General features: G+C 35.5%; 12 protein-coding genes and 1 pseudogene. 4 read left to right on the top strand and 9 right to left on the bottom strand.

Annotated elements, in window-relative coordinates:
* Positions 1 to 19 precede the first annotated feature (19 nt).
* From ACWGOQ_RS09355 to ACWGOQ_RS09345, 3 genes are all read right to left on the bottom strand, one after another.
* Positions 20 to 1,360: a hypothetical protein gene (locus ACWGOQ_RS09355; RefSeq protein ID WP_452057683.1), complete on the bottom strand. Its 1,341-nt coding sequence runs from the start codon at positions 1,358 to 1,360 to the stop codon at positions 20 to 22.
* Between the two features lie 116 nt (positions 1,361 to 1,476).
* Positions 1,477 to 2,391, bottom strand: coding sequence for a TolB-like translocation protein (locus ACWGOQ_RS09350; RefSeq protein WP_452057682.1), 915 nt, complete (start codon positions 2,389 to 2,391; stop codon positions 1,477 to 1,479).
* A 48-nt stretch (positions 2,392 to 2,439) separates the two neighbouring features.
* Positions 2,440 to 3,291, bottom strand: a complete 852-nt coding sequence (locus tag ACWGOQ_RS09345; RefSeq protein WP_452057681.1) for a hypothetical protein — start codon at positions 3,289 to 3,291, stop codon at positions 2,440 to 2,442.
* A gap of 262 nt (positions 3,292 to 3,553) precedes the next feature.
* Between ACWGOQ_RS09345 and ACWGOQ_RS09340 the strand changes: the two genes are divergently transcribed.
* Both ACWGOQ_RS09340 and ACWGOQ_RS09335 read left to right on the top strand, forming a co-directional pair.
* Complete coding sequence (locus ACWGOQ_RS09340) at positions 3,554 to 4,630, top strand: sensor histidine kinase (RefSeq protein WP_452057680.1); 1,077 nt, start codon at positions 3,554 to 3,556, stop codon at positions 4,628 to 4,630.
* Between the two features lies 1 nt (position 4,631).
* Entirely contained in the window at positions 4,632 to 5,333 is a 702-nt protein-coding gene (locus tag ACWGOQ_RS09335) for a LytR/AlgR family response regulator transcription factor (protein WP_452057679.1), read from the top strand.
* Positions 5,334 to 5,409: 76 nt separating this feature from the next.
* On the opposite strand, the gene ACWGOQ_RS09330 is transcribed toward ACWGOQ_RS09335, so the two are convergent.
* From ACWGOQ_RS09330 to ACWGOQ_RS09320, 3 genes are read right to left on the bottom strand one after another with little or no spacing between them, the layout of a single operon-like run.
* On the bottom strand, positions 5,410 to 5,979 hold the full coding sequence (locus ACWGOQ_RS09330; protein ID WP_452057678.1) for a DUF427 domain-containing protein: 570 nt from the start codon (positions 5,977 to 5,979) through the stop codon (positions 5,410 to 5,412).
* Between the two features lie 29 nt (positions 5,980 to 6,008).
* A complete protein-coding gene (locus ACWGOQ_RS09325) occupies positions 6,009 to 8,501 on the bottom strand; it encodes an ABC transporter permease (protein WP_452057951.1) in 2,493 nt (830 codons plus the stop codon).
* Between the two features lie 47 nt (positions 8,502 to 8,548).
* The gene (locus tag ACWGOQ_RS09320) at positions 8,549 to 9,238 is read right to left on the bottom strand and encodes an ABC transporter ATP-binding protein (RefSeq protein ID WP_452057677.1); all 690 of its coding nucleotides are present in this window, start codon (positions 9,236 to 9,238) and stop codon (positions 8,549 to 8,551) included.
* A gap of 27 nt (positions 9,239 to 9,265) precedes the next feature.
* Between ACWGOQ_RS09320 and ACWGOQ_RS09315 the strand changes: the two genes are divergently transcribed.
* Positions 9,266 to 10,009, top strand: a complete 744-nt coding sequence (locus tag ACWGOQ_RS09315) for an arylesterase (protein WP_452057676.1) — start codon at positions 9,266 to 9,268, stop codon at positions 10,007 to 10,009.
* A gap of 508 nt (positions 10,010 to 10,517) precedes the next feature.
* Here ACWGOQ_RS09315 and ACWGOQ_RS09310 read toward each other — a convergent pair.
* The 3 genes and pseudogenes from ACWGOQ_RS09310 to ACWGOQ_RS09300 form a co-directional block, all read right to left on the bottom strand.
* Positions 10,518 to 10,775: a hypothetical protein gene (locus ACWGOQ_RS09310; RefSeq protein ID WP_452057675.1), complete on the bottom strand. Its 258-nt coding sequence runs from the start codon at positions 10,773 to 10,775 to the stop codon at positions 10,518 to 10,520.
* Positions 10,776 to 11,105: 330 nt separating this feature from the next.
* Positions 11,106 to 11,432, bottom strand: coding sequence for a sensor histidine kinase (locus ACWGOQ_RS09305; RefSeq protein WP_452057674.1), 327 nt, complete (start codon positions 11,430 to 11,432; stop codon positions 11,106 to 11,108).
* A gap of 194 nt (positions 11,433 to 11,626) precedes the next feature.
* Positions 11,627 to 13,129, bottom strand: a pseudogene (locus tag ACWGOQ_RS09300) (7TMR-DISM family protein); the annotation flags it as partial.
* 110 nt (positions 13,130 to 13,239) lie between these two features.
* Here ACWGOQ_RS09300 and ACWGOQ_RS09295 point away from each other — a divergent pair.
* Positions 13,240 to 14,100 carry a hypothetical protein gene (locus ACWGOQ_RS09295; protein ID WP_452057673.1) on the top strand — a complete coding sequence of 287 codons (861 nt, stop codon included), beginning with the start codon at positions 13,240 to 13,242 and terminating at the stop codon, positions 14,098 to 14,100.
* Position 14,101 lies beyond the last annotated feature (1 nt).

Genomic DNA, 14,101 nt, shown 5'->3' with positions numbered 1-14,101 from the left:
ATGATAGATTTTACCACGGTTAGCGATACGCTTGCCACAAAGCTTTGAAATAGTTATCAAATCTATCAGGAGACGCTTCATAATAAAAGTCTGCATAATCAAAAACAGGATTCCAATTCCAGACAGCTTCTACTCCCATCATGCGTGCTGCCAATATGTGCTGCGTTTGTCCTGGACCACAGACATTTCTGTACGTGGCATCCATACTTTTATTGTTTTTCTGTGGTTGATCTGCGGCTCGAATCCCCCACTCTGCACGACCAATATCACTGGTTTCATAAGGTATAGGAGTAGCTCTATCATCAGGATTCCATGAAGGACTGTGGGTAATATCAACATCCTCTTGGCCAATATAAAAGTGGTTCTGGTCATCCTGAAATATAAAATGCTTTTCTTTATCAGCGTACGCCAACATTTCTGAATTACCCAACACTGTTGCAGCCAGAACAAGTGGCATTTTTCGTCCTAAGTTGTGTCCTCCGTTATTATACCATTCCCCACCATTTTTTGCAACATTATAAACGTCCAACCCATACTGTACCATATTGATTAGCAATTTTTCTTTCTGCTCATTACTATAATCCATCTGTAATAACAGTAAGCCCTCAGCCAAGGCAGTCGTAATATCTCTACCATAGTCAGGCATATGATTTTCTGGATGAATGTCTCGTGCTGTCCATTCTGTATTATGTTCTAACCAAACACGTTCATACTTTTTTGCCACTTCATCAAGATCAGCTTCTCCACCAATAGGCGCATGTTTTCCTAATAACGAGTAGTCTAAATCGTCGATAGTAGCGATACTACTTTTATCAGTACCTACATATCCAGGACGGAAGGATCCTTTGTCTGGCTTTTTAGCTAATACTGTTAAGATAGCTGCATCACTAATCATCGGTCTTCCATCATTATTTTCCTTCGAAATCGATTTGATTACAGAACTTCCAGGAGCTGCAGTAAGTGCTTCTGTAGTATTTCCTGGATCTACATTGAGCGCATTATCATAATTCATGTCTCTGGGTTCACTATCGTAACCCTGTGTTCCGGATACTGCTGGGTTGACCATAGTACCGTGAATGACTCTACCCGTTTCGTCTTTTCTAGATGCTGGAACAATTTCAGTAATAACCACATTATCACCATTATTATGTACCCAATAATCTCCATTAGCAAATTGACCTACGGTATAATTCTCTGCGAAATTAAATACAATACGCCCATCATAATAATCCACATAATCCGTTACATCTTGACCTGTTTCATCAGGATTATCCACTTCAGGAACCGTATTGGTTGCATCCGAATCTGTTGAACAAGAAATCAAGAAACAAATAAAGAGTAATGATAATAGCTTTTTCATTCTAGTGGGTTATTATAGTACTGTTAATGTAATAACACCTGAAGCGCTCATTTATTCTGTAAATTCACTACTTTTCGATAAAATACAATGTCATCGTAACATAGGTTATCAACATTTCATTGTTTTGGCCTTAGTGTTTCAATAATTTGAGCATCTACCCAAAATATATCAACATTATCGTATTTGTCTGATTCTTTTGCCTTTCCCATGTTCCTGTTAAAAAATAAATAATTACCATCTGGTGTCACGGTTGCAGCAGCTTCCCAAGCTTCTGTATTAATCTTGTCTCCCAGGTTAATAGCCTCTCCCCAAGAACCATCTGGCTGTTTATAACTGATGTAGATGTCAGAATTACCAAATCCACTCGCTCTTCTACCATCCCATAAAATATAAGACTCATCTGGTGCAATAAACGGGTGAGCATTCATTTTTCCGGTATTAATTTCTTTTCCAAATGCCTTTGGTGCTTGACGCTTTCCGTCTATCAATCGGGTATAACGAATAATCCCATCTCCTTCTGGCATGCCTGCTTCATCAAAAACATAGGTTCCTTTGGATGATGCTGTAAGACGCATGATCGCTATCTCCTCGAAAGGAGAACCTAATTTTTTTAATGCTGACCAATCGCCAGTCTTAGTGCGTTCCTTATATTTTCTGCCCAAATGCATAGTCTTACCATCGGGTGAGATGAATGGTTGTCCTACTCTGGCTGATATCACGGATTCCTGCCATCGATTATTCTTTTGTTGAAAAACAACAAATTCCATTTTTTTATCCTCCTCTACTACTCCAACCTCTCTGATAAAGTAAAATTCTTTTAGGTCAGGTGTGAACACTCCTCCATATTCCCAATTATCCAGTACAATCAAACCAGGAGCAAAAGGTTCTGGCGTTAACCCAGGTGGTTTTTGTCCTAGATATGTGTTCTCCACAACTGGTTCATCCATATTTTCTGAATGCTGTTTTTTAGTATTGCAGGCTTGTAAAAGCGTGATCAATATCAATATTAAAATAATATATGCCTTTTTCATTGTTCTAATTTTTATGGTTGTACTTAAGGTTCTTAATGACTTGAGCGTCTACCCAAAATATGTTGCATGACTTTCTTCAAAACTTTCTTTGTTTAACTGTACTCTATGAAAGAAAAAGTATTTGCCATCTGGTGTAACACTGCCATAGGCATCATCATATTTGGTGTTGATGTCTTTTCCCATATTGATAGCAGATCCCCAAGAACCGTCTTGATGACGAAACCTAGTATATAAATCTGAGGCTCCATAACCGTTTTCTCGCTCACTATCCCAAATGATATAACTATCATCCGGAGCAATAAAGGGGTGCCCTATCCATTTTCCTGTATTGATTTCTTTTCCAAATACTATTGGTTTTTCACGTTTACCTTGTACCAATCGCGCATAACAAATAGTGCCAATTGTATTTCGTTCATCAAAAACGTAGGTGTCAGCCATTGAAGCTGTAAGACGCATAATAGGAATTTTATTGAATAGTGGTCCTAGGCTTTTTTCTGAAGACCATCCTGAATGTGTTCGTTTTTTAAATTTGTTCCCAAGATACATTGTATTGCCATCAGTTGATATAAAGACTTCACCGGTACGAGGCGTAACCAATGATTCTAACCAAGCATCGTTTTTATATTCAATGACATGCGTTTTAGACACTTGTCCTTTTACCTGTCTAGTAAAATAAAATGTTGTCATGCCAGGTGCGAAAACGCCTTCAATTTCCAAATGTTTTTTTGTTGAAACGATTTCTGGAGCAAATAGCTGGGGAATTAAGCCAGGTGGTTTTTGTCCGAGATATGAATCCTCTATTGCTGTCAAATTGTTATTCTTTGAATTCTGACCTTTAACAGTACAAACATTTATAAATAAAACTCCTGTAAGCGTTAAAACAAAATATGTTTTTTTCATTATTTTTTTAGTTTCATTATGTTCGGATATTAAGAAGTAAGTAGCTCATTAATATGTCCTAAACACGGTGTCTTAAAACAAATCTATCAATTGGAATACATTGAAAAATGTAAAATAGACCAATGATAACTTCCTGCTGATATAAACCTGTCATTAGCAGACAATATGTTTCATAAGCAGGAAATGAGAATTGGGCAGTAGAAGATCAAGATTCGTCTTTTTTGAAGAACTGATAGATTCTTATTTTATATATTTATAAACTATGGTCAAAAGAAAGAACTTGATCGACTGGATCATTCAGAATAGAGTCGTTTCGCACGTCGTATTTTGGTTTTTATTGTTTATCAGTTTACCCATATTAGCTGCCTTAAATGATGGAAGTGTTAAGAAAACCATAATCAGTGGTTTAAGTTTTTTACCTGCCCAGCTATTAGCAAGTTATTTTTTAATCTATTATCAGGTTCCAAAACTTTTATTTAGACAGAAATACGTCAAGTTTGGAATGTCTTTTTTAATATCTGTATATACTTTTTTAGTGCTTTCTAAGCTTTTAAGTATGTATTTAACTAAAATTTTTGTTCCTAAATATTACGAATATAAAAGTATACAAGAGATTATAACAGATCCATTTCATCTGGCTGTAGTGTATTTCCCATCCGTGTATGTATTTGTTTTTTTAATGCTGATGACCAAAGCATTTAAAGACCGTTTTGAAGAACGACATCAACTCGAAGTCTTACAAAAAGAAAAAGCGAATACGGAGCTTAAATTTTTAAAAGCACAAACCAATCCGCATTTTTTGTTCAATACATTAAATAATTTGTATTCACTAACACTAGAACAATCTGATAAAGCACCTGAAGTTGTTTTAAAACTTTCGGATATGCTAGATTATATGCTCTATCAGTGTAAAGACTCTGAAGTCCCGTTAGTCAATGAAATCTCTCTAATACAGGATTATGTAGATTTAGAATCACTGCGTTATGGCGATAAGCTTGCCTTAAACTTTTCATATCACCTTCATAATCCAAACGTTATGATTGCTCCATTGATACTGATATCATTTGTAGAAAATGCTTTTAAACACGGGGCAAGTAACAATCTAAAGAATTCTATCATTAAAATTGAACTAATCACAAATCAAGATCAACTTAATTTTAGAGTTTTCAATACACTACCTGATGGTAATCAACCGGATATAGAAAATAAATCACGTACTGGAATTGGATTTTCAAATTCGCAAAGACAATTGGAGCTAAATTATAAAAATAACTATGACCTGAAAAGCATTAAAACTGATTATGATTTTCAGGTCATATTAACGATTAATTTGAATTGAGATGGTCATAAAATGTGTAGTTGTAGATGATGAGCCGTTAGCTATTAAGGTACTAGAAAATCATATTATGAAAGTACCTGATTTGGAATTGGTCTCTACTTTTGATAATCCCATAGATGCTGGACACTTTCTCCAAAAAACGAGTATCGACATGTTGTTTTTAGATATTCAAATGCCTGTTGTTACAGGTATTGATTTTATAAAAAATACGATGATACAACCCAAAGTCATATTAACAACAGCCTATAGAAAATATGCTTTGGAGGGCTATGAATTGGATATCGTTGATTATTTATTAAAGCCAATATCTTTCATTCGATTTTATAAAGCTATTAATAAATACAGGGCATTGCATGCAAGTACATTGCCTGTCACTAACCCATCGAAGGACACCACAGTCGATCATATTTATGTGAATTCAAACAAAAAGATGATTAGGATAGCATTTACTAACATATTCTTTATTGATAGTATTAAAGACTATATAAGAATACATACAGCAAATGATATCATAACTACCAAAGATAAAATAAGTGTTTTTGTGTTACGACTCCCTCCCGATTTTTTAAGGATACATCGTTCTTATATTATTAATACTACAAAAATTGCCGCATTAACTTCAAAAGATGTTATACTATCTGGAGGTATGGAAATTCCTATTGGCGTCTCATATAAAGACACCATTAAATTACTTAAAAATTGATCTTCCTGTTTGATCTCATTTAAAAATGGTTGAGAAGAAATTTAATGAACAATTCTTTATATTCCACACTCATTCCTTACCAATGTCCTGTTCCTGGTTCTCCCTTAAAAGGTCCAACTAGGTCCGACGTAATCCATCCTGCATAAAATGGGCTGGATTGTGCGGTTACTTGCTCGCCATCAACATAACATTCCAAGTGTTGAGGATAGAACGCGATGTGATCTTTTAATGCTTTAAACTCTGGAAACGGATTTGGATATGACCACGCTACTGGTCGGTCAATCATAGTATTCAATGTCCAGTATACGGCGCTTCCCTTCCATTCACATAAAGAAGTCTTGCCGGATATGGTAATAAGGATATTCAGGTTTACATCACTCTTCGGTATATAATAGGTTGGCGGACTAGCTGTCTCAAGAACTGCCAAGGTACTGTAAGAATGTGCGATCTCAGTGTCATTATGTTTTACAGTAACGGTTTTGTTCACTTTTTCAACAATCGGAGGACGTGGAAAATCCCAAACTGATCGTTGATGTTTTTTTGGTTCTATGGCAAAAGGAGGCCTCTTAGTACCTACGTGACTCCAGCTTTCGCGGGATTTTTGCAACCAATTCAGCTTCGTTTTTATTTTCTTATTATGTTCCATACATAGGTTTTGTTTATATCATGTATTCATTACCCTACTTTTCTCAGTATTGCCAAAGGCGGGCTTTTCAATACACTTTTGATATTGCTTAACCCAATAATCAATACCAATATCACAATACCAGGTAGAAATAACAGGAATGGAATACCAGAAGGTACAAAGGGTTCTTCGAATAACAATGTTGCTAATAATTGACTACTAATTAGTGATAACAAAATACCCGCCAAGCTACCAAGTACTCCTAAAAAAATATACTCAAATGCCGTGATACCAAGGATATGCTTGCTTTTAGCACCTAATGTACGTAACAAAACACTCTCTTTAATACGTTGATATTTACTCGTACGAACGGATCCAATCAATACAATAAGCCCTGTAAGAATACTAAAGAAGGCCATAAAGTTAATAACCCAGGATATTTTTTCTAGAATGTCTTCGATAACCGTATATATCTGTCGAAGATCAAATACGGTAACGTTGGGAAACTTGTGAACCAGCTGCTGCTGCAAAGCTGCTGATTTCACGTTATCCGAAACATAGGTGGTTAGTACATGAAATTGTGGTGCTTGTTCTAATACACCTTTAGGAAAAACAATCATAAAGTTTAACTGTAATCTTGTCCAATCTACTTCCCGAATGCTCCCAACGATAGTTTCCATCAACACTCCTTGTATATTAAAAACAACGGGATCACCGATTCCTATTTTGGCATTTTCTGCAAGACTTTCTGAAATAGATATAGTAACCACTTCATCTGGTAGGACCTCTTCAATCCAATTCCCTTCGGTAACAGTTTCTGAAGCAATGAGTGAATCACGAAAAGTTGTTCTAAACTCGTGATTTAAAACCCAATCATTGATTGTTGTGCTTGTATCTTTTCGAATTTCATTAACTAATTTTCCTTTAATACGATGCATTCGCATGGTAACAATCGAGAGGTTATCTATAATTTCTAAGCCTTTTTGGGATACACTGGCAACCACATCTGTTCGCTGATCTGGTTGTACATCTACCAAAATAATATTGGCATTGTCCTTACCATTATCAAGCGCTGCTTTGGTTAACAAGATATCTTTTGTAAAATATAGCGTGCTAATCAAAAAAGTTCCCAGACCAATAGCAAAGATGAGCACGGTAGTCTGATTATTAGGACGAAAGAGGTTCAATAAACTAGTTCGAGCGGTAAATCCCCAAGCTGTAGGAAAATAGTTCTTGATTGCCTTAATAAACAAGGTAGCGATACCCGCCAGGATCGCGAAGGTTATAAAAACTCCAGTTACAAAAGCCAGCGCGAATAGGACATCTTTAAAAATCCAAATCGAGAATAAGAGAATAAAAATCAGGATCGCTCCAAAGGTAAATGCTCTTATCTTTCTTGATGTAACTGGTTGTTCTTCTGATACCCGCAACACTTCTAAAGGTGAAACATACCAAGTTCCGAGTAAAGGTAACAATGCAAATAATACCGACATGAAGACTCCAAGTAACACCCCCATAATTATGGGTTGTAAACTTATAGAAACCCGAACATCAAAAGGTAAAAAATCTTCTAAAAGAAAAGGAAGCGCCTGTTGAAGTCCTATACCTCCTACGGTTCCTAAAACACCTCCAATAAAACCCATTACAGCAATTTGTATCAAAAAAATCAAAAAAGCCTGCTTCCTACTTGCACCCAAACATTTTAACACTGCAACGTCGGTTAATTTTTCTTTAATATAAATATGTACAGAACTGGCAATACCAATACATCCTAATAATAAGGCGATAAACGCTGCCAAATTAAGAAATTTACCTAGGTTTCCGTAACCACGACCTATTCGCCGACTGGTACTGGTATGCGTATCGAGATCCGCATTTTCAGCATCCAAAATAGGATCTACGTTTTTCTCTAATTGAACTAAATCAGCTTCTGGTGCTTCAAAAAAATATTGATATCTCTTTCTGCTGCCTATTTGTAGCAGTTCGGTTTTTGCTACAAATCGAAAAGGAATCACTACCGTTGGAGCTACAGTTGTGGAGATTCCTGAGCTACCAGGCATCGAATTAATAGCGCCTATAATAGGAAAGGTAACCATTCCTAATTTAATCGAATCACCTGGTTTGATATCATATTGTAACATCAGCGTAGCATCTACTAAGGCTCCTCCCCTTTTTTGATATTCAGCAGCTGCAGTAATAGGTTGAGTCTCCAAAGTGCCATAAAACGGAAAGTTACCTTCCATACCTCGTACTTGTACCAATTTTGCAGCTTTTGTTTTTGGAAACGCTGCCATTGATGGAAAGTTTACTTCATACGCATCTGCTTCTAAAGAATCAATGATCGCCTGAACTTTCTCATTAGGAAGTTGCCTACTATCAATAATAAAATCCGCACCTATTAATACTTTGGACTGCCGTTCGATATTTCGTTTTACGTTTTCGCTGAACAATTGTATTGAAACCACCGCAGAAATACCGAGAATGATAGATGCCATAAAAAGAAAAAGCCTTGAAATACTTGCCCTTCCATCACGCCATGCCATTTTTAAGAGCCAGGAGATCCCCGGTTTGGAATACGAAAGTTTCTTCATTAGTGGGCTAAGGTTTTTTCGTTACTTATAATTTTACCTCCTTTTAATCGAAGTATCTGTTGTGTTCTGTTAGCCAGATCCAGATCGTGAGAAATGATTACTAAGGTGGTTCCGGCTTCTTTATTCAATTCAAACAGAAGCTGTATGACCTTTTCTCCGGTCTCTTCATCCAAATTTCCTGTAGGTTCATCTGCAAACAATATGGATGGTGCATTTGAAAAGGCTCTGGCCAGTGCAACACGTTGCTGCTCTCCACCAGATAATTGCGAAGGATAATGATGAAAACGATCCGATAGTCCTACTTTTTTTAATAATTCCATCCCTTGATTAGCTGCATTTTTAACGCCTTGCAATTCTAAAGGTACAATCACATTCTCTAAGGCTGTTAATGTGGGTAATAATTGAAAATCCTGAAATATGAACCCCACTTCTGTATTTCGTAATTCTGCACGTTGATCTTCATCAAGTTCCTGAAGATTCTGTCCGCACAACTCAACAGTACCTGAATCCTGATGATCTAATCCTGCACAGAGTCCAAGTAAGGTAGTTTTACCACTCCCAGAAGGGCCAATAATAGAAAAGGTAGCACCTTTTTCTACCTCAAATGAGATATCATGTAGCACCCTAAGCTTTTTCGAACCACTGTTATATGTTTTCTCCAGTTCACGAATCTTTAATATCTTTGGCATGTTAGTTTTAATTAATTTAATTAGGGAATGTTAAGGATGAAAAATAAGCAAATGGTTTCTAATTTATATAGTCGTTATAAGCAGATTTCCTTAAAGTTTTGTTATTTTTTATTGTTAGGCCTGCTCCTCTCTTGCGGAGAAAACACGACCAAAAAAGAGTTAACTACCGCCGATACATCTGCTGAAACTAGTAGTGATGTTGTTCAAAACAATAATGCTAAGATTATTCTATGTTTTGGAGATAGTTTGACTGCCGGTTATGGTTTAGATGACATCAATGATGCATATCCAGCAGTACTTCAGTCCAGGTTAGATTCTTTAGGTTTACCATATACTGTCATTAATTCTGGACTGAGCGGAGAAACTACAGCAGGAGGAAAAAGTAGAATTGCCTGGATACTCAATCAGAAAGTTGATATTTTTATACTAGCGTTGGGCGCTAACGATGGGTTGCGTGGCGTTCCGTTAACAGAAACCAGAGATAATCTTCAGGCTATTATTGATTCGGTACGAAAAAAAAGTCCAGAAACAACGATCATATTAGCGGGTATGCAATTGCCGCCAAATATGGGAGCTGAATATACAACTGAATTCAGATCCATTTTTCCTGAACTGGCTCAGAAGAACGAGTTACTACTTATCCCCTTTCTCTTAGAGGATGTCGGTGGTATCGTAGAACTCAATCAGGCAGATGGCATTCACCCCACTGCAGAAGGGCAAAAAATTCTTGCAGATAATGTTTGGGACGTTTTAGAAAAGGTCGTACGATAATGTTTAGATCAAATTGGTAACTTTTGGTTAGGCTATCTATTAGAGGAAATCATCAGTAGTTACTTTACGACTACTATTGTCTACATCTTTAACCGATTGTAGTATAGTGTATAAAGTATTTCTGTCTAAAAAGTTCCTTGGGTAATTACAGCTTCAATTGCTCTGGTATTTACACTATTTTTTAAAAGATTTTCACATAATAGTACGAAATCCATATTATAACCGACTTTCACTTTGCCACTATTAGCCTCCAAACATTGAGTTATTGCCAAAAAAAGTGACTGAATTCTTTGGTTTCTTGCCTTAGAACCCAGTCAACTAAACTTGTATCCCAGATTATGCATTAGAACTTCGTAATATAGCTTTGAGACCCAATAAATAGTGGCTTTTTCTTGATTTTAGCGTGCACCGCTACGGTGAAATAAAAATAAGAAGTGAAACATCAGTATTTGAAGTGGCTCACAGATGTAATAGATTTTCTAATACATAATGCGGGTTTATTACAGAATTAACGGCATCCACAACCATGTCTTGGATATGCCTTTTTATGGCTTTTCACTCTTTTATAACAAGATTTGTAATCATTGTATCGAGTTGATGTAACAACACAAGCAGAGCTTCTAAGTGTTTGGTGTGACCTGTCTGTACAGCAAAAGGTCCAGGATCGTGTATCTTCATTTGCTTTATTTTTCTTTGTACCAGATGACATGGAAGTCAACATGGCAATACCCAAAATAAATAGTACTGAAATCTTTAAAATTTTCATAATAACTGCTGTTTTTTATATACCTGCATCTACTAGAATTTAAGCAAGTAATGTGTTAAAAAAATAAGTGAATGTATTAGATACGAAGCTACTACTGATACTAAATGAAAACAATACCCAATGGTAGGTATATTGTGTTGATAATCTTATGTTTATAAAAAATTATTGAAAATAAGGTTAGAAACAACAATCAAACATTTGTTGAATGTTTGATGTTTAAATTTGACTTTAAAAGATTCCTTTTTCTGGTAGTTTTGAGGATATGGATCCCTACCGATGGAGTTTCTTGGTATCTCAAATTTATAATGAGAAATTTATATTTTTCAGGTATTAGTTGCCCACAGAATCTTTGGCCTCAAAAGACATAATAAATTTAGAACCAATGCCTAGTTGGCTTTCACATTGAATTTGACCATTCATTGCTTCAATATATTTCTTTACAATAGATAGCCCTAGACCTATTGACGATTCTCCAGCCGTAGGTTGTGCACTGAGGCGTTGAAACCTGCCAAATAGCTTTTTCTGGTCTTCTTCACTAATACCAGGTCCTTTATCTTCGACCACCATATATGTCTTATCACTTTTAGAGTATATATGGAGCTGTATCTCACTTCCTTTTTCAGAAAATTTAATAGCATTGGATAACAGGTTTTCCAAAACTTGTATATATAATTTTTATCCAACTCGGCAAAATGGCTGCCCTCTGCTTCTTTTACTTTTATTTCGATATTTTTTTCTTTGGCCGTTAAAAGAAAACGCTTGGCCATATTTTCTGCAAACTTTACCAAATCAATAATTTCATTTTTTAATTTAACCTGATTGCTTTCCATTCCGTGAGTATTCAAAATACGACCAACCATATCTGTAAGGCGATCCACAGAATTATCAATTTCATTTAAATATGTTGCCTGATCTTCTGTTAATTCCATAGCAGGTATATCCAATAGCCAAATAATTCCTTTCATTTGGTGCAAAGGAGTTCTAAGATCGTGTGCAACCATATCTACTAGCATATCTTTTTCATTATTAAGATTCACTAGTGCTTCATTCTGACTGGCTACCTCGGCAGTTCGTTGTTTGACTTTCTCCTCTAATACTATATTTTGCTCTTGAATTAATTTTTCATTTTCTTTAGCAGATATCAGCGCTTGTAATTGTGCATCTTCTTTTTGTTTTTTATACATATTAATTCGGTCTCCCAACGCGAAAGAGAGCAGTAATACTTCTAATGCAGAACCAATTTGCATTGCATTTAAATAAGTCATTACAAAACTTAGATTTAATGACTCTAATATTGCAAAGCAAATTCCTATAATGAGTGCTCCCCAAGCCAATAAATAATAAATTGCCGGACGAAAGCCTTTTAGTTTAAATCGTATTCCTAATATGAGAAAATATATAGCCATTAATAACAGACCACCTTGCGCTAATTTCAACCCTTCAATCTTAAAACCTACAACTACCAAAGCACACACTAAAACCCCTATAATAAGGAATATAAAAGACCCCTTGTGCATACGAGAATCCGATTTCTTGGTGTCTAAAAATTGTTGAGTAAACAAGGTTGCAGTAATCATAGTTAATCCCGAACTGACCACTACCAATTGATTCAGAAAAGGTGCATTGGGCCAAAAGTATTCAAAAAAATACCCAAAAATAGATGCCATAAACCAAGTAATACTAAATACGTAAGCGATGTAATACAGATATATTCTTTCTCTTATCGAAAAATACAAGAACAGGTTATAAAGAAATATCAACAACATGAAACCGAAATAAATTCCTTGAAGAAAATCTAAATCGTGTTCATAGCCCACAAAGTCAGGAAGTGTCCCCACTCTTAGTGGAAAAAACAAAGGTTGATCACTTTTTACCCTTAGATAAAAAATTCTACTAGTATTTTTATCAAAATCAAGGGCAAATAAATAATTCCCTACTTTAATTTCTCTGGTATCAAAAGGCAAGTTGTCACCAGTATGTCGGGTTGCGATCAGTTGACCAGAATCATCAAATTCATATAGTGATATAGCATCAATATAAGCAGAGCCAACGTTAAGATAAAGGTTATCTGAGGTGAGTTTCCTGATCTTAAACTTTAACCAATACGTTGAAGCAGTGCTCGAAAAATTGATAGTTTTCTGGGAATTCGCCGTGAATTCGTCGTGAATACTATCCCGTACAATATCTTTAATGGATAATTCTGAAGAAGCATCCTCCAGATAAAGAGTTTGCAAACCAATATCTTGTAATTCTGAAGTGTCATTTAGAAGAATCTCTGTTTGACCGGATATATGAAAAGGTGACAATAATACTATTGACAATACTCCCAAACAGTATTTGAAAAAAGGGGTCATTCGTAATGTTGGATATAAGGATTTTTAATAAAAATCACTTTCTGAATTTACTAAAAGTTTATTGTATTTAGCAATTTAACTTGTAAGTTTATAAACCATTTTACGAATATATGAACAAACTTGAAATACTTGAGGAAAAAGCAAAAAGAATCGTACAAAGCGTTGCCAATGATCCACAAGGCCGCTACAAATTAAGGTTCGAATTCTATCAAAAATATGGTGACTCTTTTGAACAAGGTAAAGAAGGACTAGGCAATTCTGAATTAGCATTTATTGAATGGGAAATAAGGAGAGGCACCCTTAATCCATTAAACAGCTCACCTTCAGGTAGTCCTTGGTGGAGAATTGTGAATAGTCAGTTTTTGTATATGGCTACCCTTGCACAACTTATCAAACAATCAGGGGAAAGCTTTACGAATTTGGCTGTTCCTGTTAAATTTTGGTTAGATTACATAGACACTCCTAATGAATGTTCATGGTATCGTGCTCATAACTCTAGTATTATTTCAGGATATGAGATAGCTGATTCAATTGCATTTCAAGAAAATATATATGAGCAGTATTTTGTCAATATTGTGCTCTATCGGTTGCTGTATGCTCAATCGATGGTAGAGGGTGTTAGTTTTGGAATTTTGGGTAAAATTTTTGCTAACCCCAGAGGATATGCAGTTTCTATCATTACCGATATCGAGGCTTTTTATCCTAGTCATTATCCTTTATCCAAAGAAGATATTGCCTATGTTATACATCACGCTCATAATTTTACAGGATTGATAGAAGATCTTTTCGATAAGATTTTAATTGTACCACATTTAAGCAAATTATACAAAGAAGCTGCAAAGTGGAATAACTCTCCAATAGTGTTGAACTATGTTAAAAACAACAAGCCTATCTACCCCATTACAGAACAACAATCAAGCTCCATACATTTCAATAACGTCTTAACAACCAGAAATATTCATACTTCTTAAA

The sequence above is a fragment of the Aquimarina ulvae genome, from assembly GCF_053613295.3.
The sequence above is the reverse complement of the archived record's forward strand: the minus strand, read 5'-3'. Positions and strand labels throughout refer to the sequence as shown.

Bases quoted from the DNA above. Each gene is read 5' to 3' on its own strand.
- ACWGOQ_RS09310 (WP_452057675.1), bottom strand. From the start codon at position 10,775: ATGAAAATTTTAAAGATTTCAGTACTATTTATTTTGGGTATTGCCATG.
- ACWGOQ_RS09350 (WP_452057682.1), bottom strand. From the start codon at position 2,391: ATGAAAAAGGCATATATTATTTTAATATTGATATTGATCACGCTTTTA.
- ACWGOQ_RS09330 (WP_452057678.1), bottom strand. From the start codon at position 5,979: ATGGAACATAATAAGAAAATAAAAACGAAGCTGAATTGGTTGCAAAAA.
- ACWGOQ_RS09320 (WP_452057677.1), bottom strand. From the start codon at position 9,238: ATGCCAAAGATATTAAAGATTCGTGAACTGGAGAAAACATATAACAGT.
- ACWGOQ_RS09315 (WP_452057676.1), top strand. From the start codon at position 9,266: ATGTTAAGGATGAAAAATAAGCAAATGGTTTCTAATTTATATAGTCGT.
- ACWGOQ_RS09355 (WP_452057683.1), bottom strand. From the start codon at position 1,360: ATGAAAAAGCTATTATCATTACTCTTTATTTGTTTCTTGATTTCTTGT.
- ACWGOQ_RS09340 (WP_452057680.1), top strand. From the start codon at position 3,554: ATGGTCAAAAGAAAGAACTTGATCGACTGGATCATTCAGAATAGAGTC.
- ACWGOQ_RS09295 (WP_452057673.1), top strand. From the start codon at position 13,240: ATGAACAAACTTGAAATACTTGAGGAAAAAGCAAAAAGAATCGTACAA.
- ACWGOQ_RS09325 (WP_452057951.1), bottom strand. From the start codon at position 8,501: ATGGCATGGCGTGATGGAAGGGCAAGTATTTCAAGGCTTTTTCTTTTT.
- ACWGOQ_RS09335 (WP_452057679.1), top strand. From the start codon at position 4,632: ATGGTCATAAAATGTGTAGTTGTAGATGATGAGCCGTTAGCTATTAAG.
- ACWGOQ_RS09345 (WP_452057681.1), bottom strand. From the start codon at position 3,291: ATGAAAAAAACATATTTTGTTTTAACGCTTACAGGAGTTTTATTTATA.